The organism is Actinomycetospora rhizophila (genome assembly GCF_042657905.1).
GTDB classification, from domain to species: Bacteria; Actinomycetota; Actinomycetes; order Mycobacteriales; family Pseudonocardiaceae; genus Actinomycetospora; species Actinomycetospora rhizophila.
The window spans coordinates 125,116-148,116 of sequence record NZ_JBHSKG010000011.1 but is presented as its reverse complement, the minus strand read 5'-3'; the positions used below and the strand labels follow the sequence as shown (position 1 = coordinate 148,116).

The window sequence follows — 23,001 nt, the reverse complement described above, 5'->3', positions numbered from 1 at the left end:
TCTCCGCGGGATAACTATCCCGGTATTAGTATCACGGTCATGGTGCGCGTGCCGCTGACGGCGGAGGAGCACGAGCGTGGGCAGCGGCTCGGCGAGGTCCTGCGTGCGGCGCGGGGTCCGCGCAGCATGACCTCGGTGGCGGCCGCGGTCGGGATGTCGCCGGAGACCTTGCGCAAGATCGAGACCGGGCGTGTCCCGACGCCGGCGTTCTTCACCGTGATCGCGCTGTGCGCCGAGCTCGGGCTCGGACTCGACGACCTCGCCGCGCACTGCGCCGGGCCGGACCCGGCCTCGTCGCGCAGCGCCTGAGCCACCGCGATGTGTGGCGACCACGTCACGTCGCGTTGACCGCCACGGGCGGGGGCTGCTGGACTCCGCCGGTGCCGCGTTGCCTGCTCACCCGCCGCCGGCACCTGGATCTCGGGCGCGTGAACGCCCAGGGCTGTCGGCGCTGACCCTCGTCAGCGCCCGCCCTCTCCCCCCGGGAATCCTCCATGAGCACCAGCACGCCCACCGTCGCCGCGCCCGCCCGCACCCCGCGCCGGGTCGCCCTCGCCAGCGCCATCGGCACCACCATCGAGTGGTACGACTTCTACCTCTACGCCACCGCCACCGCGCTGGTGTTCAACCAGCTGTTCTTCCCCTCGATCAGCCCCACCGCGGGCACGCTCGCGGCCTTCGCGACGTACGCCGCGGGCTTCGGCGCACGGCCGATCGGCGCGGTGATCGCCGGCCATCTCGGTGACCGCCTCGGACGCCGCACGGTGCTGGTCGGCGCGCTGGTGCTGATGGGCGTCGCGACGACGCTCATCGGCGTCCTGCCGACGTTCGCGTCGATCGGGGTCATGGCCCCGGTGCTGCTCGTGGTGCTGCGCATCCTGCAGGGCCTCGCCGTCGGCGGCGAGTGGGCCGGCGCCGCGATCCTGGCCGTCGAGCACGCGCCGCCGCGCCGTCGCGGGTTCTTCGGCAGCTTCACCCAGCTCGGCTCGCCCGCCGGGATGCTGCTCGCCACCGGCCTGTTCTTCCTCGTGCGCACGGCGGTCGGCGACGAGGCGTTCGTCGACTTCTGGTGGCGGCTGCCGTTCCTCGCCAGCGCCGTGCTCGTGATCGTCGGGCTGGTGATCCGCCTGCGCATCTCCGATGCGCCGGAGTTCACCGCGCTGCGCGAGCAGGGCAAGGTCTCGCGGCTGCCCGTGGTCGAGGTGTTCCGCGCGGCGCCGCGCGAGGTCCTGCTGACCACCGGCCTGCGGCTCTCGCAGATCGCGCTGTTCGTGCTGATCACGACCTACGGGCTGACCTACATCGCGAGCGAGATCGGTCGCGGCAGCAGCGCCGGGCTGCTCGCGGTGGTGATCTCGTCGGCGTTGGGCCTGGCGACGACGCCGCTGTGGGCGATCCTCTCCGACCGCATCGGGCGCCGGAAGCCGTACCTGTTCGGCGCGGTCGGCGGCACGGTGACGCTGCTGCTGTTCTTCCTCGCCGTCGGCACCGGGTCGACGTGGCTGGTCGTGCTGGCCGTGGTCCTCGCGATCAACGTCACCCACGACGCGATGTACGGGCCGCAGGCGGCGTGGTTCGCGGAGCTGTTCGACGTGCGGGTGCGCTACAGCGGCGCGTCGCTGGGCTACGGGATCGGCTCGGTGATCGGCGGCGGTTTCGCGCCGCTGGTGGCCGCGGCCGTCGTCGGCGCCACCGGGTCGTTCTGGCTCGTCGTGGTGATCTTCGCGGGCGTGTCCGTGCTGACCATCCTGTCCGCGGTGCTCGCCCGCGAGACCGCGTTCGACGACGCGGTCTAGAAAGGACGCCGTGCCCCCCGACAAGCGGAGAATCCACCTCAACGCCTTCGCCATGAACTGTGCCGGTCACCAGTCGGCGGGCCTGTGGCGTCACCCCGACGACCAGGGGTACCGCTACACCGACCTCGACCACTGGATCTCCCTCGCCCGGACGCTGGAGGACGCGGGGTTCGACGCGCTGTTCCTCGCCGACGTGCTGGGGATCTACGACGTGCACGGCGGCTCGCGCGACGCCGCCGTGCGCGCCGGGGCGCAGGTGCCGCTGGGCGACCCGATGCTGCTCGTGCCCGCGCTGGCGGCGGCGACGTCGCGGCTGGGGTTCGGGGTGACGGTGTCGGTGAGCTACGAGCACCCCTACGCGCTGGCGCGCCGGTTCACCACGCTCGACCACCTGACGAAGGGCCGGGTCGCGTGGAACGTCGTCACCGGCTACCTGTCCAGCGCCGCGGCGAACCTCGGGCTCGGCGAGCAGCTCCCCCACGACGAGCGCTACGCCATGGCCGAGGAGTACCTCGAGGTCTGCTACAAGCTCTGGGAGACCTCCTGGGACGAGGACGCCGTGGTGCGTGACGTCGAGCGCGGCGTCTACACCGACCCGGCGAAGGTGCACGACGTCGCCCACCACGGCACCTGGTTCGACGTGCCCGGGCCGTTCCTGTGCGAGCCCTCGCCGCAGCGCACCCCGGCGATCTTCCAGGCGGGCGCCTCGTCGCGGGGCAAGGCGTTCGCCGGCAAGCACGCCGAGGCGGTGTTCGTGTCGGGGCCGTCGACCGGCGTCGTCGCGAAGTCGGTGGCGGGCATCCGGGCAGCGGTGGCCGAGGCGGGCCGTGACCCGGAGTCGGTGACGGTCTTCGTGCAGCTGGCGCCGGTGGTGGCGCCGACATCCTCCGAGGCGCACGAGCTCTACGGGTCCTACCTCGCCGCCGCGTCCCGCGAGGGCGCGATGGCCCTCTTCGGCGGCTGGACCGGGCTCGACCTGTCCGACGTCCCGCCCGACGAGCCGCTGCGCCACGTCCACACCGACGCCGGGCAGACCGCCCTCGCCTCGTTCACCACCGACGACCCGGACCGCGAGTGGACGATCGACGAGATCGCCGCGCACATCGCCGTCGGCGGCCGCGGCCCGGTCGCGGTGGGGTCGCCGACCGAGGTCGCCGACGAGATGGAGCGCTGGATCGACGAGACCGGCGCCGACGGCTTCAACCTCGCCTACGCGGTCACGCCGGGCACGTTCGAGCAGGTCGCCGAGCTCGTCGTCCCCGAGCTGCGCCGGCGCGGGCGGATGCCGGCCACCCCGCCGGCCGGGACCCTGCGCGAGGTCCTGGGCGGCAAGGGCCCGCGCGCCGACGCGAGCCACCCGGCGGGGGCGCTGCGGGCCTCCCGGATCTCGTGAGCCCGGCCTCGCGGACCGCCGCCGAGCCCGGGGTCGCCGCGCTGCTCGCGGAGATCGCGGCGGGCGCGGCCGAGCGGGAACGTCTCGATGTCTCGCCGTTCGAGCAGGTGGCGGCGGTCGCGGCCGCCGGGCTGGGCGCGCTGTCGCTGCCGGTGGACGAGGGCGGGCGCGGCGCGTCGGTGCGCGAGGTGCTGGCGTTCGTCGTCGACCTCGCCGAGGCCGACCCGATCGTCGCCCACGTCCTGCGCACCCACTACAGCCAGGTGCTGGGGTTCCTGCGCCAGCCCGACCCCGACGTGCGCCGGCGGTGGGTCGACGAGGTCCGCGCGGGGAAGGTCTTCGGGAACGCGATCAGCGAGACCGGACCGTCCGCGGCGGGCGGGCACGAGTTCGACACCCGGCTCGACGAGGTCGACGGGCGCCTGGTGCTGAACGGCACGAAGTACTACAGCACCGGGACCCTCTACGCGGACTGGATCGCGGTCGCGGCGCGGGTCCCCGAGGACCGCGTCGCCACGGTGATGGTCCCGGCCGACCGCGCGGGCGTCGACGTCGTCGACGACTGGGACGGCATGGGCCAGGGCCGCACGGGCACGGGGACCACGCGCTTCACCGACGTGGCCGTCGAGCCGGGCGACGTGCTCGGCGCGCGGCCGCGCCTCGAGCCGCGCCCACCCGGCGACGTGGCGTTCCTGCAGCTCTACCTGCACGCGCTGGTGGCGGGCATCCTGCGGTCGGTCGCGACCGACGCGGCGGGTGTGGTCCGCTCCCGGAGCCGCACCTTCGAGCACGCTCCGGTGCCGCAGGCCGTCGACGACCCGATCCTGCAGGAGACCGTGGGCCGGCTGTCGGCGACGGCGTGGGTCGCGCAGTCGACGGTGCTCACCGCGGCGGACGCGATCGACGCGGTCATGGAGGCGTGGGCGAAAGGCGAACCGACCGACGAGCTGCTGCTCGCCGCGTCGCTGGCGCACGTGTCGGTGAAGGTGCACCTGGACCGGGTGGGGCTCGAGGCGGCGACGGCGCTGTTCGACGTCGGCGGCGCGTCGGCGTCCAGCCGCGCCCGCAACCTCGACCGGCACTGGCGCAACATCCGCACGATCACGCTGCACAACCCGGCGAGCTACAAGGCCGCCGCGATCGGGCGCCACCTCGTCTCCGGTGACCCGCTCCCGGTCAACGGCTACTTCTGATGTGAGCGGTTTCTGCCCTGGAGGGGCAGGAACCGCTCACGTCCGGCCGTTGAGCTTCGCGACGGTCAGCAGGACGACCGCGTCCTCCACGGCCTCGAGGCGGTGTCGGGCGTCGGGCACGACGAGCAGGTCGCCGCGGCGCCCGTCCCACGAGTCCTTCTCGGACACGAGGCGCACCCGGCCGTGCAGCACGACCAGCGTCGCCTCGCCGGGGTTCTCGTGCTCGCCGAGCTCGCGGCCGCCGGTCAGCGCGATGACGGTCTGGCGCATGACGTTGCCGTGCCCGCCCACCACCGTGTGGGCGGCGCGGCCGGCGCTGCTGTTCCGGGCGGCGGTGAGCTGCTGGCGGGCGCAGGCGTCGAGCGAGAGCTTGAGCATGGTCGTCCCCGTCCGTGCCGTGGTGGTGGACGACCATGGTCGCGCACACCACGGGTCGCCCCGTTCCGGCGAACGGCCTATGTGAGCGAACTTCGGGGCTATGGCCCCGAAGTTCGCTCACGTGGTCCTAGTGGCGCAGCGCCTCGAGCAGGGCCTCGGTCGGCGCCTGGACCGGGAGGAACGCCGACTGCACGAGCATCAGCCGGGGCCGGCAGGCCCCGACGAACGCGGGCAGGTCCTCGGTGAGCACGTGCTCGGGGGCGACGGCGACGTCCGACAGGGTCAGCGAGGACGAGGCGGTCGCGTTCATCGCGAGCAGGTGCGGCGGCGGGTGCACGGTGACCCCGGGCGAGTCGACGTCGATCGCCACGACCGCGCGGCCGTCCCCCACCCGGACCGGGACGACGAGCAGCGTGCCCGGGAAGAGGTTCGACGCCCAGCTCACCGGGCCGTCGACACGCAGCCCCGCCCCGTCCCTGCGCGCCACGAGCGGCACCGGCCCGAACCCGGCGAGCTCGCGCCGCGCCGGCGCGAGCCCCGTCGAGCCGAAGCGCTCGGCGCGCGCCAGGGCCCCGAGGTCGTCGGCGCGGGTGTGCGCCAGGTAGTCGATCACCATGCGGTGCGCCCACACCGAGAACGCCGTCGCGAGGCACCGCGCGCCGAGCTCCTCGACCAGCGATACGACGTCCGGGAGCTCGCCGGCGCGCTCGGGCCCGGTGCCGAGCGCCAGCAGGTCGAGCGTGGCGAGCTCGCGCAGCGCCGGGCGCACGTCGTCGTCGCCGCGGTCGAGCGCGGGTGCGCGCTGCTCGACGCGCTCCAGCAGCACATCGATCTCCACGCCACCCACCATCCCCGCGGACCCCGATCGAGCACCCAGAGAGCGCCGTCACACCCGGTTCGTCCGGCACCACGCCGCCGGGGTCGTGCCTACGGTGCCCGTGTCATGTCGATCGACGGAGGAGGACCCGTGCCGGAGAACGTCGACCTGCTCGAGGGACTGCGCACGACCCCGGCGCGGCGCTACCTCGCGGAGACCCCGATCCCCGACGACCTGCTGTGGGAGCTGCTCGACACCGCCGTCCGGGGACCCTCGGGCGGCAACCGCCAGACCTGGGGCTGGGTCGTCGTCACCGACCCGGCGGTGAAGGCCCGCATCGCCGAGCACTACCGGCAGGGCTGGGAGACGGTCTACGGGGTGCACCGCGAGGAGCTGCTCGATCCGGCCCGCGACGGCGCCGCCGACGGCCTGAGCCCCGCGTCCTTCCGCGCGGCCGACCACCTCGCGTACCACCTGGCCGAGGCGCCCGTGTTCGTGGTGCCGGTGCTCCGGAACGGCGCGGACTCGACCGACAAGCGGTTCGGCGCGTCGATCTACGGGGCGGTCCAGCAGCTGCTGCTGGCCGCGCGCGCGTACGGCATCGGGGGGGTGCTCACCTCGCTGCACCTGATCTCCGGCGAGCGGGAGGTCGACGAGCTGCTCGGGCTGCCGGAGGACGCCGCAACGATGGGCCTCGTGCCGCTCGGCTACCCGGTGCGCGGGCGATGGTCGACGCCGCGCCGCCAGCCCGTCGAGCAGGTCGTGCACTGGGAGCGGTGGGGCGAGCACCGCGCGCGGGACTGAGCCGGTCACCCCGACCTCCCCGCTACGTCGCCGCCCGTATCGGCTCCGCACCGAGGGGCTCGCGCACCCCTGTTCGAGAAGCCGATCGCGGTCAGCCCGCCGATGCCGAGCCGGCGCTGCAGCCGGCCCTCCTCGGCGCCGACGTCGGTGTCGCGGTCATCGCGCCCCGGTCCCCGATCGTCGTGCGTGCCAACCCTGCGCCGGAATGGCCGTCCGGACCCGGCGGTTGTGCCCGGTGTGGCATCCGCATCTCCCGGGCCGCTCGACGAGCCGGTCCGGACGTCCCTGCTGGGCGCTCACGCGCACCTCGCGCAGGGCCTCGGGGACGCGCTGCGCTACGACCCCGACGTCGCGCCGTTCCTCGCCGAGCCGCACTCCGCCGCGGAGTGGGACGACGTCGCCGCGCTGGTCGGACCCGGTGGGCACACGGTCGTCCCGGCGTTCGGGACCCTGGAGCCCGTCGGCCTCGAGGTGATGCGCGCCATGGCGGGCGTCCAGCTCGTCGGCGAGGCGGTCCCGGGCCGCCACGACCCCGACCTCGTGCGCCTCGGCCCCGCGGACGTCCCCGCCATGAGCGAGCTGGTCGCGCGCACGAAGCCCGGCCCGTTCCTGCCGCGGACGATCGCGATGGGCACCTACCTGGGCGTCGTCGAGGACGGCACCCTCGTGGCCATGGCCGGTGAGCGTCTCCACCCGCCCGGGTACACCGAGATCAGCGCGGTCTGCACCGACGAGGCCCACCGCGGCCGGGGGCTGGCCACGCGCCTCGTGCTGGCGATGGCCGCCGTCGTGCGGGACCGCGGCGAGGTCCCGTTCCTGCACGCCGCGGCGACCAACACGACCGCGATCCGGCTCTACACCGCACTCGGCTTCCGGTTGCGCGCCCGCCCCGACTTCACGGCCCTGACGGTCCCGAGCGACGTCCCCGCGCGGGCCTGACGACAGGAGGACCATGTCACTGCACCTCGCGGTCGCCCTCGACGGCACCGGCTGGCACCCCGCGTCGTGGCGCGAGCCCGGCGCCCGTGCCGACGAGCTGTTCACCGCCGGCTTCTGGGTCGACCAGGTCCGCGAGGCCGAGGCGGGCCTGCTCGACCTCGTGACGTTCGAGGACTCCTTCGCCCTCGACACCGACCGCGCCGACCGCGCGCAGGGCCGCCTCGACGCCCAGCTCGTCGCCCTGCGCGTCGGCCCCGTGACCAGCCACATCGGCCTGGTGCCGACGGTCGTCACCACCCACACCGAGCCGTTCCACGTCTCCACCGAGATCGCGACGCTCGACTACGTGACCACCGGGCGCGCCGGGGTGCGCGTGCGGGTGTCGTCGCGCGAGGACGAGTACGCGCTGTTCGGGCGCCGCGAGTACGGCACCGAGAGCCGCGAGAGCCTGTTCGACGAGGCCGCCGACCACATCGAGGTCCAGCGGCGGCTCTGGGACTCGTGGGAGGACGACGCCGAGATCCGCGACGCCGCGACCGGCCGCTTCGTCGACCGCGACAAGCTGCACTACATCGACTTCGCCGGCGAGCACTTCTCGGTGCGCGGGCCCTCGATCACGCCGCGCCCGCCGCAGGGCCAGCCGCTGGTGAGCGCGCTCGCGCACGTCGACGTCGCCTACCGCCTGGCCGCGCGCGGCGCCGACCTGGTGTTCGTGACGCCGGGCGGCGTGGGGCGCGACGGCCCGACCGGCGACGCCGAGGCGATCCTGCGCCAGGTGCGCGCGGAGGAGGCGGCGGTGGGGCGCACCGGCGACCCGCTGCACGTCCTGGGCGACCTGCTCGTCGTCCTGGACGACAGCGCCGACGCCGCCCGCAAGCGCCTCGCCCGCCTCGACGCGACCGACAGCCGCGAGCTGCGCAGCGACGCGCGCATCCTCACCGGCACGGTCGGCGACGTCGCCGACGTGCTCGAGTCCTGGCACGGCGCCGGGCTCTCCGGTGCCCGGCTGCGGCCCGCCGTCACCGCCCACGACCTGCCCCGCATCACCCGCGAGCTCGCCCCCGAGCTGGCGCGACGGGGCCTGTTCCGGACCGCCTACGACGCCGACACGCTGCGGGGCCACTTCGGCCTCGCGCGTCCCGCCGACCGCTACGCGCGAGTCTGAGGAGCGACCAGTGCCGAAGAAGCAGATCCACCTCGCCGCCCACTTCCCGGGCGTCAACAACACGACGGTCTGGAGCGACCCGGCCTCGGGCAGCCACATCGAGTTCGAGTCGTTCCGGCACTTCGCGCAGACCGCGGAGCGCGCCAAGTTCGACTTCCTCTTCCTCGCCGAGGGCCTGCGACTGCGCGAGCAGGGCGGGCGCATCTACGACCTCGACGTGATGGGACGCCCCGACAACGTCGCGATCCTGCAGGCCCTGGCCGCGGTCACCGACCACATCGGGCTGGCCGGCACCGTCAACTCGACGTTCAACGAGCCGCTCGACGTCGCCCGCAAGCTCGCGACGCTCGACCACCTCTCCGGCGGGCGCGCGGCGTGGAACGTCGTGACGAGCTGGGACGAGTTCACCGGCGAGAACTTCCGCCGCGGCGGCTACCTGCCCAAGGACAAGCGCTACCTGCGCGCCCAGGAGATGCTCGCGACCGCGCAGGCGCTGTGGGACTCGTGGCCCGCCGACGAGGTCGTCGCCGACGCCGCGTCCGGGCGGTTCCTGCGCCACGGCGACGCCGGGCGGTTCGCGATCCGCTCCGACCAGTTCGACATCTCCGGGCGCTTCCCGGTGCCACGCAGCCCGCAGGGCCGCCCGGTGATCATCCAGGCCGGCGACTCCGAGGAGGGGCGCGAGTTCGCCGCCTCCAGCGCCGACGCGATCTTCACCCGGCACGCGGAGCTGGAGGCCGGCCAGGAGTTCTACGCCGACGTGAAGGCGCGGCTGGCGAAGTTCGGCCGCCGCCCCGAGGACCTCAAGATCCTGCCGGCGGCGACGTTCGTGCTGGGTGACACCGAGGAGGAGGCGGCGGAGAACGCGCGCCAGGTGCAGTACCAGCAGGTCGGGCCGGCGACGGCGATCGCGTTCGCGGAGCAGGTCTGGAACCGCGACCTCTCCGACGTCGACCCCGACGGCCCGGTGCCCTCGTTCGACCCGAAGACCGACGACGACGTCGACTCGGGCGGCCACATCTCGAAGGGCCGGGCGAGCGTGCGGATGTACCGCGACCCGGTGGCGACCGCGCGCGAGTGGCGCGAGCTCGGCGAGCGCGAGGGCCTGTCGCTGCGCGAGGTCGTCATCGCCAAGAACGGCCGGCACACGTTCGTCGGCACCCCGCAGCGCGTCGCGGACACGATCGACGAGTTCGTGCAGTCCGACGCGTCGGACGGCTTCGTCCTCGTCCCGCACATCACCCCGGGCGGCATGGACGTGTTCGCCGACCAGGTGGTGCCGCTGCTGCAGGAGAAGGGCTCGTTCCGCACCGAGTACGAGGGCACGACGCTGCGCGAGCACCTCGGCCTGCAGCCCTCCCCCACCACCGTCGCCGCGGTCAGCGTCGAGGCGTGACCGACGTCCCATGTGAGCGAACTTTGGGGCTATAGCCCCGAAGTTCGCTCACGTGGCGGGGCTAGGTTGGGCGACGTGCACGTCACCACCGTCATCATCGGCGCAGGCCACGCGGGCCTCGCGATGAGCCGGCAGCTCAGCTCCCGCTCCATCGACCACGTCGTGCTCGAGCGCGGCGAGGTCGCGAACTCCTGGCGCACCGAGCGCTGGGACTCGCTGCGCCTGCTCACGCCGACGTGGCACGTCACGCTGCCCGGCGCCGACGCCGTCGCCGGCGCCGACCCGGATGGCTTCCTGACCGTGCCGGAGCTGGTCGCGCACCTCGACCGCTACGCCGCGGCGGTCGACGCGCCCGTGCACACCGGCACCACCGTCACGCGCGTCGCCGCGACCGAGGCGGGCTACGAGGTCACCACCGACCGCGGCACCTGGACCTGCGCGAGCGTCGTCCTCGCCGGCGGCGCCAACAACGTCGCGGCCCTGCCCGCCGCGGCGCACGGGGTGCCCGACGACGTCGTCTCGATCAGCACCGCCCGTTACCGCTCGCCCGCCGACGTGCCCGAGGGCGGCGTGCTGGTGGTGGGCGCGTCGGCCAGCGGTGTGCAGCTCGCCGACGAGCTCGCGCGCAGCGGGCGCCGCGTCACGATCGCGACCGGCGAGCACGTGCGCATGCCGCGCACCTACCGCGGCCGCGACGCCTTCTGGTGGATGGAGCGCGCCGGCGTCCTCGACGAGCGGTACGACGAGGTCGACGACATCATCCGCGCGCGGCACACCCCGTCACCCCAGCTCGTCGGCAGCCCGGGCCACGCCGACATCGACCTGGGCACGCTGCAGGCGCGCGGGGTGGAGGTCGTCGGCAAGCTCGGGCGCCTGCGCGACGGCGTCGCCCAGTTCTCCGGCGGGCTCGCCAACACCGTCCGGCTCGCCGACCTCAAGCTCATCCGGCTCCTCGACCGCTACGACACGTGGGCGCACGAGCAGGGCCACGACGGACTGGGCGAGCCGCACCGCCCCGACCCCACCGTCGTCGGCGCGTCACCCCGGATCGAGATCGACCTGCACCGCGAGGGCATCCGGACCGTGCTCTGGGCCACCGGCTACCGCCCCGACCACTCCTGGCTCGCGCTCCCGGTGCTCGACCACAAGGGCCGGCTGCGCCACGACGGCGGTGTGGTCACCGGCGCCCCGGGCGTCTACGTGCTGGGGACGAGCCTGCTGCGCCGCCGTCGCTCGACGTACATCGGCGGTGCCGACCAGGACACCGCCGAGCTGGCCGCCCACCTTGCGGACCACCTCGCGGGCCGGTCGACACCGCCGAGCAGTGTCGTCGGAGAGCCGGTCAGCCCACGCTGACGTTCACGTTCGTCGGGTTGGCCAGCGCGTCGAACACCGCGGAGCGCTTCTGCGACTGGGCGACGAGCGCGGCGATGTCCTCCGGGCTCGCGTCCGCGTCGATGTCGAAGTGCACGGTGACGTCGTTGAAGCCGTTGCGGACCTCGGGGTCGCCGCCGAGGATGCCGAGCACGTTGTGGTTGCCCTCGACGGTGGCCTTGACCGAGTGCAGCTGGATGCCGCGGTTCTGCGCCACCGCCGCGACGCCCGCGGTGAGGCAGCCGGCGAGGCCGGCGAGCACGGTCTCCACCGGGGTGGGCCCGCGGTCCTCGGAGGCGAAGACCTCCGGGTGGTCACCCTCGAGCACGAAGGCCTGCTTGTGCTGCTGGGCGGCGCCCAGGCCCGAGAAGTGCTCGATGGTCTGCTGCGAGTAGGTGCCGTCCTTCCACTCCGAGCTCACCTTCCAGACGAACTCGGCGGCCTCCGGCGCCTCCTTGAGCGCGTCGCGCGCCTGCAGCAGGGCCTCGCTGTTGACGTTGTTGTTCACGGTCGGGCTAGCGGTCATCGGGTGCTCCAGAGGTGTGCTTCGTGATCGAGAAAGAGCCCGGTCGCGCTCGTCGCGCCGCGGACCGGGACCAGGGAAGAGGGCTCAGCGACCGGGGCGACAGCCCATGGCGGAGACGCGGCACAGGTCGACATGACGTCGACGCACCAGCACCCCCCGACCGCTCACACCAGCAGTTCCTAGCGGAACCGTCGCCGCAGGCCAAGGGCCTACGGGCGGGTTCCGACGACCGGTGCGACGGCGATCACCCACGGCCCCGGATCACTCACGCAGCGGTGCCCACCCGGCCTGCCGACCACCCCGCTCGCGAGCCGGGCGCCGTCGCTCCGTCGGTGATCGGGCGTGGGCGAGCTGCCCCTTGAGGGCCCGACGGCCCGCGGTGTACGCAGGGACGAATCCGACACCCCCGGCCCCGACATCGACGAGGAGACCGCGCCGTGACCGCACTCGAGGAGCCCACGACCGTCGAGACCGGCCGGGGCCGCGTCCACCCGCTCGAACCGCTGTCCGGCGACGAGATCCGCGAGGCCACCCGCCTGCTGCGCGACGGTCGCGGGCTGGCCGACACCGCCCGGTTCGTCTTCGTGACCCTGCACGAGCCGAGCAAGGAGGCCCTGGCCGGCCGGGGCCGCCTCGCCCGCGAGGCCGAGATCGTGCTCTACGAGCGGTCCGAGCGGATGGTCTACGAGGCCGTCGTGTCGCTGACCGACGGCGAGGTCGTGGCGTTCGAGGCCCGGCCCGGCGTCCAGTCGCCGGTCACCGCCGAGGAGTTCTTCGCCTGCGAGGACATCGTGCGCGCCGATCCGCGCTGGCAGGAGGCGATGCGCCTGCGCGGCGTCACCGACCTCGACCTCGCCATGGTGGACCCGTGGGCCTCGAGCTGGACCGGCCCCGAGGACGACCCCGCACGCCGGCGCATCCTGCGCCCGCTGACCTGGATGCGCGCCGCGCCCGGCGAGCACGGCTACGCCCGGCCCGTCGAGGGCCTGATCGTGACCGTCGACCTCGACGCGCGCGAGGTCGTCGACGTCACCGACCACGGCGTCGTCCCGTTCCCGCCGAAGCCGGGCAACTACGAGCAGCCCTTCATCCACGACCCGGACAACGTGCCGCGGGTGGACGCGCTGCGCGAGGGCATCAAGCCCCTCGACGTCGTGCAGCCCGAGGGCCCGAGCTTCACCGTCGACGGCCACGCGGTCAGCTGGCAGCGCTGGCACCTGCGCATCGGCTTCTCCCCGCGGGAGGGCGTGATCCTGCACGAGGTCACCTGGGACGACCGCGGCCGCGTCCGGCCCGTCCTGAACCGGGCGTCGCTGGTCGAGATGTACGTCCCCTACGGCGACCCGGCCCCCACGCACCGGTTCAAGAACGTCTTCGACCAGGGCGAGTACGGCGTGGGCTGGCTGGCCAACTCGCTGCGGCTCGGCTGCGACTGCCTCGGCCACATCCACTACTTCGACGGCGTGGTCAACGACCAGGACGGCGAGCCGGTGGTCATCGAGAACGCGATCTGCATGCACGAGGAGGACGTCGGGATCGCGTGGAAGCACACCGACTTCCGCACCGGCGCCGTCGAGGTCCGCCGCCGGCGCCGGCTCGTGATCTCCTCGATCGTCACCGTCGGCAACTACGAGTACGGCTACTTCTGGTACCTCTACGACGACGGCGTCCTCGAGTACGAGGTCAAGCTGACCGGGGTCATCTCCACCGCGGCGATCGCGCCCGGTGAGACGCCGACGCACGGCTCGCTGGTGGCGCCCGGGCTCTACGGCCCGAACCACCAGCACTTCTTCTGCGTCCGCCTCGACATGGCCGTCGACGGGCCGCGGAACACGGTGGTCGAGCTCGACTCGGTGCCCAGCCCGCCCGGGCCCGCCAACCCGCACGGCAACGCGTGGGAGGTCCGGCGCACCCCGATCACGTCGGAGTCGATGGGCGGGCGCGACGTCGCCCCGCAGCACGCGCGGACGTGGCGGATCGAGAACCCGGAGGCGACGTCGTCGGTCGGCGGGCCGACCGGCTACCAGCTGATGCCGGGCGCGACGGTGCCCCCGATGTTCCCGTCCGACGCGCTGTTCGCGCCGCGCTCGGGGTTCACCGAGCACGCGGTGTGGGTGACGGCCTACGACCCCACCCAGCGCTTCGCCGCCGGCGACTACCCGCTCCAGCAGCCGCGCAGCACCGGGCTGCCGACCTTCCTCGACGGGGACCGTCCGCTCGAGGGCGCCGACGTCGTCGTCTGGTACACGATGGGCGCCCACCACGTCGTGCGGCCCGAGGACTGGCCGGTGATGCCGGTGTCGACCATCGGGTTCATGCTGCGCCCGAGCGGCTTCTTCGACGGGAACCCGGTGCTCGACGTCCCGCCGAGCTCCAACGGCCACGGCGGCTGAGGCTCGGCCGACCGGAGTATGTGAGCGAAATTCGGGGCTATAGCCCCGAATTTCGCTCACATGGGCGCCGAGCGTGACAGGCTCCCCGGTGTGAACGGAACCGGACCGGGCGTGCTGCTGGTCCGTCGTTTCTGGGTCGACCTCCTGCGGGCGGTCACCAGCGGCTGTCGTCGCTCCGCGCGCCGCTGACCCCTTCACCCCCGGGCGCGGCACGGTGCTGCGCCCCGACGGCCCGCCGTGCTGCGCTCCGCACTCCCCGGAGCCGTCATGACCGCCGTCCCGTCCGACCCGCCCGTCCTGCGCGCCGCCCCGACCCACCGCGGCCGCAGCATCGCCGCCGCCGCCCGGCGCCCCCGCACCACCCAGCTCCTGCAGGCCGTCGAGTCCGCGATCACGCGCCTCGACGGGCTGGCCGGCGCGTTCGACCACGCCACCCGCAGCGCCCTCGACCGGCGCCTGCGCGAGGCGCTGACCCGGCACATCGCGCGCACCGGCGAGAACGGCCCGGCCGTGCCCGCCGTCCGCGTGGCGTGCGCGCACCTCGCCGCGGGCGACCTCGAGTGGGCCTACCTCTCGCTGCTGACCGCCCGCGACCAGCTGGAGTGACACGATCGCCGGCGTGAGCCGCCCCGACAAGGAACGCCCCGACTCGCTCTCGTTCGCGACGCAGGCGGTGCACGCCGGCAACGCCGTCGACGCGGGCAGCGGCGCGATCCGCACGCCGCTGGTGTTGGCGAACTCCTATGCGCTGCCCGAGGACCCCGAGGACCTGTCGTGGTCGGGGTTCGACGTCCCGCTCTACACGCGCAACACCGGGGCCAACCAGCGCGCGCTGCAGGAGAAGCTCGCGCTGCTCGAGCAGGGTGAGGACGCCGTCGTGCTCGCGACCGGCGTCGCCGCGCTGCACGGGGTGTTCTTCACGTTCCTGCGCTCCGGCGAGCACGCCGTCGTCTCCGACGTCACCTACGAGGCGTCCTACCGGCTGTTCGCGGAGATCCTCCCGCAGCGCTACGGCGTGCAGGCCACGTTCGTCGACACCAGCGACCCCGAGGCCGTGCGCGCGGCGATGCGCCCGAACACCAGGCTCGTGCACACCGAGGTGATCGCCAACCCCACGACGCGGGTCTGCGACATCGCCGCGGTCGCCGCGGTCGCGCACGAGGGCGGCGCGCTGCTGTCGGTGGACTCCACGTTCACCCCGCCCCCGCTCTACCGGCCGCTCGCCGACGGCGCGGACCTCGTGGTGCACTCGCTGACCAAGGTCATCAACGGGCACGGCGACGCGATGGGCGGGGTGATCGTCGGCGCGAGGGAGCACATCGACGCGATCCGGGCCGAGGCGATGGTCGACGTCGGCGGGGTCGTGTCGCCGTTCAACGCCTGGCTGATCTCCCGGGGCGCGATCACCCTGCCGCTGCGTCTGCGCCAGCACGTCTCCTCGGCGCAGCGGGTCGCGGAGTTCCTCGCCGGCCACCCGGCGGTCGCGTACGTGACCTACCCGGGGCTGCCCGGCCACCCCCAGCACGCGCTGGCCGAGCGCCAGTTCGGCGGGTGGGGGCACGGGTGGATGATGGCCTTCGCGCTCGACGGGGACGCCGCGCTGCAGAACCGCTTCGTCGCCGACCTGCGCGTCGTCACCTCGGCGGTGTCGCTGGGCCACGACGAGAGCCTCATCGTGCACGTCGGGCCCACCGGAGCCCGCACCGCGTACTGGCCCGAGGAATTCCGCCGCTACGGGCACCTGCGCTTCTCGGTGGGCCTCGAGGACCCCGACGACCTGATCGCCGACCTCGCGGCCGCGCTGGACACCGTGCGTGCGTGATCGTGCGCTCTCCGGACTGGTCCGGTTGCGCGCCATCGGGTAGGAACGTGATCGTGAGCCGCTTGGTGCGACGTCTGCACGTCGACCTCTGCCGGCTCGCGACGACCACCTGTCGTCGCGGCTGATCCCGCTCACGCCCTCCCTTCTCCAGCACGCCCGGGCCGTCGCGCGCCCGGGGTGCTCCCCCACGCCTGAGAAAGGCCCACCCATGGCCATCAAGCCCAAGGAGACCGTCGTCCCGTTCGCCGTCCACGGCGAGGGCACCGGCGTCGCGCAGACGCTCACCGCCGGCGGTCACGTCTTCACCACCGACGCCTACCCCGCGTTCGGCGGCGCCGACGAGGCCCCCAGCCCGCTCTTCTACGCCCTCGGCTCGCTGACCTCGTGCAACCAGGTCACCGCCTCCCTCGTCGCCAAGGACCTCGGCATCCGCCTGGGCGCCTGGACCTTCGACATCCAGGGTGACCTCGACACCGCCGTGCTCGTCGGCGGCGCCGAGGGCAACGCCAACTTCGACAAGGTCGCGGTCCGCGCCACCGTCGAGACCGACGCCAGCGAGGAGCAGTTCGCCACGCTCATCTCGGAGACCGAGCGCCGCTGCCCCGTGACGCAGCTCTTCCAGCGCTCGGGCCTGGAGTTCGTCAACGACTGGACGCGCGCGGAGCTCCCGGCCGCCGTCTGAGCATCACGAGCGCGCCGTTCGCTGCCGTGCGGTGTGGGCAGCGAACGGCGCGCTCGCTCCTCCCCGGAGGGGGAGCCCAGGGGTCCGTGCGGTCCCTCACCGAGGAGAGGACCCCACGGCGAGCCACACAACGCGCGGTGCCCGGTGGGGTCAAGGCGACGTGACGGGCGCCGCTCGACCGCCGCCTCCGCCCGCGCCCGGCGGTGGTCGCCCGGTTGCCGGGACGCGTCCGCCGCCCGCGAACACCGGCCCGACGCGCGGTCGCGGTCCCTAACGTCCCGAGCATGACGGTGACGACGCGCTCGGTCTCCTACCCGGCCGACGGGCTGACGATGGTCGGCCGCCTCGCGCTCCCGGCCGGCGACGGGCGGCGCCCGGCGGTGCTGATCGGGCCGGAGGGGCCGGGCCTGAACGACTTCCAGCGCCGCCGCGCCGACGCCCTCGCCGAGCTCGGGTACGTCGCGCTCGCCTTCGACATCCACGGCGGGCGGTGGTTCCGCGACCCGCAGGAGATGCTGGCGCGCGTCATGCCGCTGCTCGGCGACCCCGAGCGGATGCGCGGCATCGGGCACGCGGCCCTGGACGTCCTGCTCGCCGAACCCCGCACCGACCCGGACCGGATCGCCGCGATCGGTTACGGCACCGGCGGCGCGATCGGGCTGGAGCTGGGGCGCGCCGGGGTGGCGCTGCGCGCCATCGCCACGGTCAACGGCCTCATCACGGGCCGGCCCGGCGAGGCGGCGAACATCCGCTGCCCGGTGTGGGCCGGCGTCGGCTCGGAGGACCCGATCCAGCCGCCCGCGCAGCGCGACGCGTTCGCCGCCGAGATGCAGTCCGCGGGCGTCGACTGGCGCCTCGTGGTCTACGGCGGCGCGCAGCACGCGTTCCACCACCCGCCGGTCGACGAGGACCAGGAGGTGCTCCCCGGCGTCGGGTACCACGCCCGGCACGCGGCGCGGGCGTGGGACGACGTCGTCGGGCTGCTCGCCGAGTGCCTGCCGCTGGAGGTCTCGCCGACGCGCGCCTAGCGTGGAGGCGTGGTCCTCCTGGTGTCGCGCCGCCACGTCGATCTCGGTCGCCTGGCATCGGCGCTCTGAGACGACGGCTCGTCCCGCCGTCACCCCTCACCCCAGGAGCCACCGCCATGCCCGTCGAGTTCCTCGGCATCGCCGCCACCAACGACGGATCCGAGATCACCCCGCGCTCGGGTCCCGCGTTCGACCCCGACTACACCCTGCGCCTCGCCCGCGCCCACCGCGACAACGGCTGGGACCGCGTGCTCACCGCCTACTCGTCGGGCAGCCCCGACCCGGCGCAGGCCGCGACCTACATCCTCGACCACGTCGACGACCTGCAGCTGCTCGTCGCGCACCGCCCGAACCTGTCGATCCCCACGTTCGCGGCGAAGACGTTCGCGACGATGGACCTCATCGGCGGCGGGCGGGTCACCGTGCACGTCATCACCGGCGGCAACCAGCACGAGCAGGCGCGCGAGGGCGACCGCCTGAGCAAGGACGCCCGGTACGGGCGCACCCGCGAGTACATGCAGATCCTCAAGCGGGCCTGGACCGAGACGACGCCGTGGGACTTCGCCGGCGAGCACTACGCCTTCGAGGACTTCGCGCTCGACGTGCGCCCCGCGCAGCAGCCCCGCCTCCGGCTGTCGTTCGGGGGCTCGTCGGACGCCGCCTACGCGGTGGGCGGTGCGGAGGCCGACATCTACGCGCTGTGGGGCGAGCCGCTCGCCGACACCGCGCAGCAGATCGCCACGGTGCACGCGGCCGCCCGGGCGGCGGGGCGTACCGAGATGCCGCGCATCCAGGTCGCGTTCCGCCCGATCCTCGGGGCCACCGAGGAGGCGGCCTGGGAGAAGGCGTACGCCACCGTCGCGCGTATCGAGGAGCGCACGCAGGGCGGCACGCAGCCGCTGACCAACCGCCACCGCCTGACCGACCCGGAGAACGCCGGCTCGCAGCGCCTGCTCGCGGTGGCCGAGCGCGGCGAGCGCTTCGACCGCGCGCTGTGGACCCCCACGGCGAAGGCCACCGGCGGCGGGGGCAACTCGAACGCCCTGGTCGGCACCCCCGAGACCGTCGCGGCGGCCCTGCTCGACTACTGGGACATCGGCGTCGACATCCTCTCGGCGCGCGGCTACGACCTGCTCGCCGACGCCGAGGAGTTCGGCCGCGAGGTGATCCCGCTGGTGCGCGCGGGCGTCGCGCAGCGCGAGGCCGAGGGCCGGCCGCGCGGTGTCCACACCCTCTCCGCGGCGTAGCGACGGCGGCCCGGCACGCGGCAGGATCATGGCCGTGGCGAGGATGCGTGCCGTCGTGCTCAGCGGACCGGGTGACCTCAAGGCGCTGCAGATCAAGGAGCTGCTCGTCCCCGAGCCGGAGCCGGGCCAGGTGCTGATCGCGGTGAAGGCGTTCGGGGTCAACCGCTCCGAGCTGCACACCCGCCTCGGGCTCGCGGAGGGCGTCACGTTCCCCCGCGTGCCCGGGATCGAGGCGACCGGGGTGGTCGCGGTCTGCCCGGGCGGGGAGTTCAGCCCGGGCCAGCAGGTGGTCACGATGATGGGCGGGATGGGCCGCACCTTCGACGGCGGCTACGCGGAGTACACCTGCGTGCCCGCGACGCAGGTCATCCCGTTCACCAGCGACCTCGACTGGCCGACGCTCGGCGCCGTCCCGGAGATGCTGCAGACCGCGTACGGCGCCCTCACCGACGGGCTCGACGTGCAGGCCGGCCAGACGCTGCTGATCCGGGGCGGGACGTCGTCGGTGGGCCTCGCGGCCGCGGTGCTCGCGAAGGCCCGCGGGCTGACCGTCGTCGCCACCACCCGCACCGGGGCGAAGATCGCGCGGCTGCGGGCCGTGGGGGTCGACCACGTGCTGATCGACGACGGCGAGGTCGCCCGCCAGGTGCACGACGCGCTGGGTGGCGGGGTGGACGCCGCGCTCGAGCTCGTCGGCACCCCGACGCTGCCCGACACGCTGCGCGCCACCCGGCGCCACGGCGTCGTGTGCTTCGCCGGGATGCTGTCGAACGAGTGGACGGTGCCGGACTTCTACCCGATCGACTACCTGCCCCGCGGCGTGCGGCTCACCGCGTACGGGGGCGACGCCGCCGACCTCCCCGCCGACGTGCTGCAGGGGTTCCTCGACGACGTCGCCGCGGGCCGCGCGAGCGTCCCGCTCGGCCAGGTCTTCCCGATCGAGCGCATCCGCGACGCCCACTCCGTCATGGAGGCCGACCGCGCCACGGGGAAGATCGTCGTGCTCCCCCGCCCCCTGCGCTGGCGCCCGCCGGCCTCGCGGAGGTGACCCCGGGTCGGAACGAACGCGCCGTTCGCTGCTTCTAGCGCAGCGAACGGCGCGTTCGCTCGTTCCCGGGACCCGTCAGCTGTACCAGGTCGGCGGGGGCAGTTCGTCGACGAGCACCCAGCGCCCCACCTCGCGGCGCTTGTAGGCGACGGGGTCGTGCAGGGTGTGGGTCCGCACGTTGCGCCAGAACCGGTCGAACGCGAGCGTCGACGTCGTCGCCCGCGCCCCGAGCACCTCGAACACCCGGCTGGTGATCTCCAGCGCGACGTCGGTGGCCCGTGCCTTCACCGCCGCGACCCGCACCTCGTGCTCGCCGCGGGCCCACTCGGTGACGGCGTCGGGGTCGCGGTGGATCGGCAGCGCCTCGAGCGCGACGGCGTCCGCCAGCGCCTCGACCGCCCAGAGCTTGGCGGTCAGGTCGCCGTAGGTGTCGACGACGTACGGCTCGTCGACCGCCCGGTCGAGGCCGCTGTGCAGCCACGCCCGCGTCGTCGTCCGCGTGTACTCCGCCGCCTCGTCGAGCGCCCCGCGGGCGATCCCGAGGTAGAAGGCCACGAACACCAGCTGGATCACCGGGACGTTGAGCGTGTTGTAGACCCGCGGGGTGAACACCTTGTCGCGGAACCCCGCCGCGGCCGCCCACGGCACCCGCACGCCGTCGAGGGTCACGCTGCCCGACTCGGTGAGCCGCTGGCCGATGTTGTCCCAGTCGTCGTGGAACGTGATGGCCGGCTGGTCCGACGGCACGATCGCGAAGACGTGCGTGTCGGTGCCCTCCACGACCCCCTCGAGGACCGTCACGTCCGAGACCCTGCTGCCGGTGGAGAACGACTTGTGGCCGGTGTAGACGATCTCGTCGCCCTCGTCGCGGATGACGACGTCGGTGTCGCGCGGGTTGACCGCGCCGCCGAAGAACCACCGCTGCCGGGTGGCCTCGGCCTCGACCTGCTCGATCTGCTCGGGCGTGCCGACCAGGCGCGCGGCCCAGAACCACAGCAGGTGGTAGCCCAGGAGCTGGCCGATGGAGCCGTCGCCGGCGGCCACCTCCCGGATGACGCGGTAGGCCAGCGGCCACTCCTGCCCGCCGCCCCCGTGCTCGACGGGGCCGAGCAGCGTGACGAGCCCGGACTCCTTGAGCAGGGCGACCTCGGCGTGCGGGGTCTCCCCCGCGGCGTCGCGCGCGGCGGCGTCGGCCGCGAGCAGCCCGCGCACGAGGCGGGCCCGGTCGAGCCACTCCGCCTCGGTGCGCGGCGTGGGCAGGGTGGCGAAGTCGGTGGCGGGTCGGGACAACGTGCTGGTCATGGGTCTCCTCGTGCGGGGAAGGGTCAGGTCGGCGAGGAGGTCCGACAGCCCTGCGAGCTCACCCGCGCATGGTCGATGTGCCGGCGCCGCACGAGCGGCACCGATGGGAAGCGCCGCATCAGCGCCGCGCGGGCAGCGGGTGGCGGCGGAGGTCGTCGCGCAGGCGCGCGAGCGTCGTCGCGACCTCGGCGGCGATGCGCTCGGCGTCGCGGTCCCAGTTGTCGGTGCCGGCGTGGTCGCTCGTCACCTCACGGCGGACCAGCGCGTCCAGGTCGGTGAGGAGCTCGGCGACGGCGGCGCCCCTCGGACTGAATCTGCGGCTGGATCGGGGGATGACGGTGGCCATGCGGGGTTCCTCCGGTGGATCTCGCCCGGGACGGCGGCCGCGGTCGGCGAGGAGAAGTGGACGAGGGCGAGCAGCGGCGCCTGGCGACAGAAGTCGTCGAGGAGGGCTGCCGCGCGCTGCGCGAGGGTCATGTCGTGCTCCGACGGTGCGTGAGGTCGTCACGCCCGGGACGGGTCCTCGGGCGTGCTCAGCAGGTCAGGAGCGACAGATGGCCGCGGAGGTCCGGCACAGGTCGACATGACGGCGCCACGCGTGCCACACGGTGGTCGGCGCCTCGGTCACGGGCCGAACGGTACGCACCGGGCCGCGCCGCGCGCCACCACCGAGTGAGCGACGCCGCCTCTGCCACAGTGACGGCCATGGACTCCGACACCGGTGAACTCGTGCACCTCGCCGTGGCGGGCGGCACCGCGACGATCACGCTCGACTCGCCCCGCAACCGCAACGCGCTCTCCGCCCAGGTGCGCCGCGAGCTGTCGGCGCACCTCGACGCGGCCGTCGACGATCCGTCCGTGCGCGTGATCGTGCTGACGCACACGGGGCCGGTGTTCTGCTCGGGCATGGACCTGCGCGAGTCGCGCGGCGCCGGCTCGTCCGACCAGGGCGTCAACGAGTTCCCGGCGATCCTCACCGCGCTCTGGTACTCCGACAAGCCCGTGGTCGCGCGCCTGGCCGGCCCGGCCCGCGCGGGCGGGGTCGGCCTCGTCTCGGCCTGCGACATCGCCGTCGCCGCGCGGGAGGCGACGTTCGCGTTCAGCGAGGTGCGCATCGGCGTCGTCCCCGCGGTGATCTCCGCGACCGTGCTCCCCCGGCTGCTCCCCCGCGCCGCGCACGAGCTGATGCTCACCGGCGAGACCTTCGACGCCGACCGCGCCGCCGCCGTCGGGCTGATCAACAGCGCCGTCGACGCCGACGGGCTCGACGCCGAGGTCGCCCGGTACACCGACATGCTCGCCCGCGGCGGGCCGAACGCCCTCGCCGCCACCAAGGCGATGCTGCGCCGCGACCGGGGCGAGCAGCTCGCGCAGGACCTCGAGGCGATGCTCGCCCTCTCCTCGGAGTTCTTCGCCTCCGACGAGGGTCAGGAGGGCATGGCGGCGTTCGCCGAGAAGCGCGCGCCCTCGTGGGTGCCGGGGAGCTGACCCGCCGGGAATCCACCGATCGTGATCTCCGCGCGCCTTCAGAACCGGACGATTCGGCCGATGTCGGGGACAGGGTGTCGGGTCGGCCGGGGGAGCACGGGATGGCGATGACGACGGTGCGCGGGCGCGGCCTGACGCGTCTGCTCGCGGAGATGGTGACGGGCCGGTCGTCGTGCGCGTGGTGCGCCTCGTCCGGGGTCAGGCGAGGTT

Annotated in this window: 23 protein-coding genes; 18 read left to right on the top strand and 5 right to left on the bottom strand. The window is 74.1% G+C overall.

Going from position 1 to position 23,001, the window contains the following annotated elements; all coding sequences use genetic code 11:
* Nucleotides 1–39: 39 nt before the first annotated feature.
* From ACFPK1_RS20440 to ACFPK1_RS20425, 4 genes are all read left to right on the top strand, one after another.
* Nucleotides 40–309 (top strand): helix-turn-helix domain-containing protein, encoded by a 270-nt coding sequence (locus tag ACFPK1_RS20440; RefSeq protein WP_378022779.1) that lies wholly within the window; start codon nucleotides 40–42, stop codon nucleotides 307–309.
* A 185-nt stretch (nucleotides 310–494) separates the two neighbouring features.
* Complete coding sequence (locus tag ACFPK1_RS20435) at nucleotides 495–1,796, top strand: MFS transporter (RefSeq protein WP_378022778.1); 1,302 nt, start codon at nucleotides 495–497, stop codon at nucleotides 1,794–1,796.
* Between the two features lie 10 nt (nucleotides 1,797–1,806).
* Nucleotides 1,807–3,189: an LLM class flavin-dependent oxidoreductase gene (locus ACFPK1_RS20430; RefSeq protein WP_378022777.1), complete on the top strand. Its 1,383-nt coding sequence runs from the start codon at nucleotides 1,807–1,809 to the stop codon at nucleotides 3,187–3,189.
* Nucleotides 3,186–4,382, top strand: coding sequence for an acyl-CoA dehydrogenase family protein (locus ACFPK1_RS20425; protein ID WP_378022776.1), 1,197 nt, complete (start codon nucleotides 3,186–3,188; stop codon nucleotides 4,380–4,382). The genes ACFPK1_RS20430 and ACFPK1_RS20425 overlap by 4 nt, the downstream gene beginning before the upstream one ends.
* 36 nt (nucleotides 4,383–4,418) lie before the next feature.
* On the opposite strand, the gene ACFPK1_RS20420 is transcribed toward ACFPK1_RS20425, so the two are convergent.
* Both ACFPK1_RS20420 and ACFPK1_RS20415 read right to left on the bottom strand, forming a co-directional pair.
* Nucleotides 4,419–4,760, bottom strand: coding sequence for a cupin domain-containing protein (locus tag ACFPK1_RS20420; protein ID WP_378022775.1), 342 nt, complete (start codon nucleotides 4,758–4,760; stop codon nucleotides 4,419–4,421).
* A gap of 127 nt (nucleotides 4,761–4,887) precedes the next feature.
* The gene (locus ACFPK1_RS20415; protein ID WP_378022774.1) at nucleotides 4,888–5,598 is read right to left on the bottom strand and encodes a hypothetical protein; all 711 of its coding nucleotides are present in this window, start codon (nucleotides 5,596–5,598) and stop codon (nucleotides 4,888–4,890) included.
* A 129-nt stretch (nucleotides 5,599–5,727) separates the two neighbouring features.
* Here ACFPK1_RS20415 and ACFPK1_RS20410 point away from each other — a divergent pair, with 129 nt between their 5' ends.
* The 5 genes from ACFPK1_RS20410 to ACFPK1_RS20390 all read left to right on the top strand — a co-directional run bounded on the left by ACFPK1_RS20410 (nucleotide 5,728) and on the right by ACFPK1_RS20390 (nucleotide 11,237).
* Nucleotides 5,728–6,381 carry a nitroreductase family protein gene (locus ACFPK1_RS20410; protein ID WP_378022773.1) on the top strand — a complete coding sequence of 218 codons (654 nt, stop codon included), beginning with the start codon at nucleotides 5,728–5,730 and terminating at the stop codon, nucleotides 6,379–6,381.
* 237 nt (nucleotides 6,382–6,618) lie between these two features.
* Complete coding sequence (locus ACFPK1_RS20405) at nucleotides 6,619–7,320, top strand: GNAT family N-acetyltransferase (RefSeq protein ID WP_378022772.1); 702 nt, start codon at nucleotides 6,619–6,621, stop codon at nucleotides 7,318–7,320.
* Nucleotides 7,321–7,333: 13 nt separating this feature from the next.
* On the top strand, nucleotides 7,334–8,485 hold the full coding sequence (locus ACFPK1_RS20400; RefSeq protein WP_378022771.1) for an LLM class flavin-dependent oxidoreductase: 1,152 nt from the start codon (nucleotides 7,334–7,336) through the stop codon (nucleotides 8,483–8,485).
* Nucleotides 8,486–8,495: 10 nt separating this feature from the next.
* Nucleotides 8,496–9,881 (top strand): NtaA/DmoA family FMN-dependent monooxygenase, encoded by a 1,386-nt coding sequence (locus ACFPK1_RS20395; protein ID WP_378022770.1) that lies wholly within the window; start codon nucleotides 8,496–8,498, stop codon nucleotides 9,879–9,881.
* 75 nt (nucleotides 9,882–9,956) lie between these two features.
* On the top strand, nucleotides 9,957–11,237 hold the full coding sequence (locus ACFPK1_RS20390) for a flavin-containing monooxygenase (protein ID WP_378022769.1): 1,281 nt from the start codon (nucleotides 9,957–9,959) through the stop codon (nucleotides 11,235–11,237).
* On the opposite strand, the gene ACFPK1_RS20385 is transcribed toward ACFPK1_RS20390, so the two are convergent.
* Complete coding sequence (locus ACFPK1_RS20385; RefSeq protein ID WP_378022768.1) at nucleotides 11,224–11,781, bottom strand: OsmC family protein; 558 nt, start codon at nucleotides 11,779–11,781, stop codon at nucleotides 11,224–11,226. The two genes, ACFPK1_RS20390 and ACFPK1_RS20385, sit on opposite strands and share 14 nt — an antisense overlap.
* A gap of 437 nt (nucleotides 11,782–12,218) precedes the next feature.
* Here ACFPK1_RS20385 and ACFPK1_RS20380 point away from each other — a divergent pair, with 437 nt between their 5' ends.
* The 8 genes from ACFPK1_RS20380 to ACFPK1_RS20345 all read left to right on the top strand — a co-directional run bounded on the left by ACFPK1_RS20380 (nucleotide 12,219) and on the right by ACFPK1_RS20345 (nucleotide 20,001).
* Nucleotides 12,219–14,174 (top strand): primary-amine oxidase, encoded by a 1,956-nt coding sequence (locus ACFPK1_RS20380; protein WP_378022767.1) that lies wholly within the window; start codon nucleotides 12,219–12,221, stop codon nucleotides 14,172–14,174.
* 267 nt (nucleotides 14,175–14,441) lie between these two features.
* Nucleotides 14,442–14,780 carry a hypothetical protein gene (locus ACFPK1_RS20375; RefSeq protein ID WP_378022766.1) on the top strand — a complete coding sequence of 113 codons (339 nt, stop codon included), beginning with the start codon at nucleotides 14,442–14,444 and terminating at the stop codon, nucleotides 14,778–14,780.
* Nucleotides 14,781–14,793: 13 nt separating this feature from the next.
* Nucleotides 14,794–15,996: a trans-sulfuration enzyme family protein gene (locus ACFPK1_RS20370; protein ID WP_378022765.1), complete on the top strand. Its 1,203-nt coding sequence runs from the start codon at nucleotides 14,794–14,796 to the stop codon at nucleotides 15,994–15,996.
* Between the two features lie 208 nt (nucleotides 15,997–16,204).
* Nucleotides 16,205–16,678 (top strand): OsmC family protein, encoded by a 474-nt coding sequence (locus ACFPK1_RS20365; protein ID WP_378022764.1) that lies wholly within the window; start codon nucleotides 16,205–16,207, stop codon nucleotides 16,676–16,678.
* Between the two features lie 284 nt (nucleotides 16,679–16,962).
* Nucleotides 16,963–17,706, top strand: coding sequence for a dienelactone hydrolase family protein (locus ACFPK1_RS20360; protein ID WP_378022763.1), 744 nt, complete (start codon nucleotides 16,963–16,965; stop codon nucleotides 17,704–17,706).
* 9 nt (nucleotides 17,707–17,715) lie between these two features.
* Complete coding sequence (locus tag ACFPK1_RS20355; protein ID WP_373695201.1) at nucleotides 17,716–17,775, top strand: putative leader peptide; 60 nt, start codon at nucleotides 17,716–17,718, stop codon at nucleotides 17,773–17,775.
* Between the two features lie 47 nt (nucleotides 17,776–17,822).
* On the top strand, nucleotides 17,823–18,953 hold the full coding sequence (locus tag ACFPK1_RS20350; protein WP_378022762.1) for an LLM class flavin-dependent oxidoreductase: 1,131 nt from the start codon (nucleotides 17,823–17,825) through the stop codon (nucleotides 18,951–18,953).
* Between the two features lie 43 nt (nucleotides 18,954–18,996).
* Nucleotides 18,997–20,001, top strand: coding sequence for a zinc-binding alcohol dehydrogenase family protein (locus ACFPK1_RS20345; RefSeq protein WP_378022847.1), 1,005 nt, complete (start codon nucleotides 18,997–18,999; stop codon nucleotides 19,999–20,001).
* Between the two features lie 75 nt (nucleotides 20,002–20,076).
* Here the strand turns inward: ACFPK1_RS20345 and ACFPK1_RS20340 are convergent, their stop codons facing one another.
* Nucleotides 20,077–21,303: an acyl-CoA dehydrogenase family protein gene (locus ACFPK1_RS20340; RefSeq protein WP_378022761.1), complete on the bottom strand. Its 1,227-nt coding sequence runs from the start codon at nucleotides 21,301–21,303 to the stop codon at nucleotides 20,077–20,079.
* A gap of 118 nt (nucleotides 21,304–21,421) precedes the next feature.
* On the bottom strand, nucleotides 21,422–21,649 hold the full coding sequence (locus ACFPK1_RS20335; protein WP_378022760.1) for a hypothetical protein: 228 nt from the start codon (nucleotides 21,647–21,649) through the stop codon (nucleotides 21,422–21,424).
* Between the two features lie 359 nt (nucleotides 21,650–22,008).
* Between ACFPK1_RS20335 and ACFPK1_RS20330 the strand changes: the two genes are divergently transcribed.
* Nucleotides 22,009–22,791, top strand: coding sequence for an enoyl-CoA hydratase-related protein (locus ACFPK1_RS20330; RefSeq protein WP_378022759.1), 783 nt, complete (start codon nucleotides 22,009–22,011; stop codon nucleotides 22,789–22,791).
* Nucleotides 22,792–23,001 lie beyond the last annotated feature (210 nt).

What these genes read in the sequence shown, in the direction of transcription:
- ACFPK1_RS20440 (WP_378022779.1), top strand. Translation starts at nt 40, where the DNA reads ATGGTGCGCGTGCCGCTGACGGCGGAGGAGCACGAGCGTGGGCAGCGG.
- ACFPK1_RS20435 (WP_378022778.1), top strand. Translation starts at nt 495, where the DNA reads ATGAGCACCAGCACGCCCACCGTCGCCGCGCCCGCCCGCACCCCGCGC.
- ACFPK1_RS20420 (WP_378022775.1), bottom strand. Translation starts at nt 4,760, where the DNA reads ATGCTCAAGCTCTCGCTCGACGCCTGCGCCCGCCAGCAGCTCACCGCC.
- ACFPK1_RS20400 (WP_378022771.1), top strand. Translation starts at nt 7,334, where the DNA reads ATGTCACTGCACCTCGCGGTCGCCCTCGACGGCACCGGCTGGCACCCC.
- ACFPK1_RS20385 (WP_378022768.1), bottom strand. Translation starts at nt 11,781, where the DNA reads ATGACCGCTAGCCCGACCGTGAACAACAACGTCAACAGCGAGGCCCTG.
- ACFPK1_RS20375 (WP_378022766.1), top strand. Translation starts at nt 14,442, where the DNA reads ATGACCGCCGTCCCGTCCGACCCGCCCGTCCTGCGCGCCGCCCCGACC.
- ACFPK1_RS20365 (WP_378022764.1), top strand. Translation starts at nt 16,205, where the DNA reads ATGGCCATCAAGCCCAAGGAGACCGTCGTCCCGTTCGCCGTCCACGGC.
- ACFPK1_RS20360 (WP_378022763.1), top strand. Translation starts at nt 16,963, where the DNA reads ATGACGGTGACGACGCGCTCGGTCTCCTACCCGGCCGACGGGCTGACG.
- ACFPK1_RS20350 (WP_378022762.1), top strand. Translation starts at nt 17,823, where the DNA reads ATGCCCGTCGAGTTCCTCGGCATCGCCGCCACCAACGACGGATCCGAG.
- ACFPK1_RS20345 (WP_378022847.1), top strand. Translation starts at nt 18,997, where the DNA reads ATGCGTGCCGTCGTGCTCAGCGGACCGGGTGACCTCAAGGCGCTGCAG.
- ACFPK1_RS20340 (WP_378022761.1), bottom strand. Translation starts at nt 21,303, where the DNA reads ATGACCAGCACGTTGTCCCGACCCGCCACCGACTTCGCCACCCTGCCC.
- ACFPK1_RS20335 (WP_378022760.1), bottom strand. Translation starts at nt 21,649, where the DNA reads ATGGCCACCGTCATCCCCCGATCCAGCCGCAGATTCAGTCCGAGGGGC.
- ACFPK1_RS20330 (WP_378022759.1), top strand. Translation starts at nt 22,009, where the DNA reads ATGGACTCCGACACCGGTGAACTCGTGCACCTCGCCGTGGCGGGCGGC.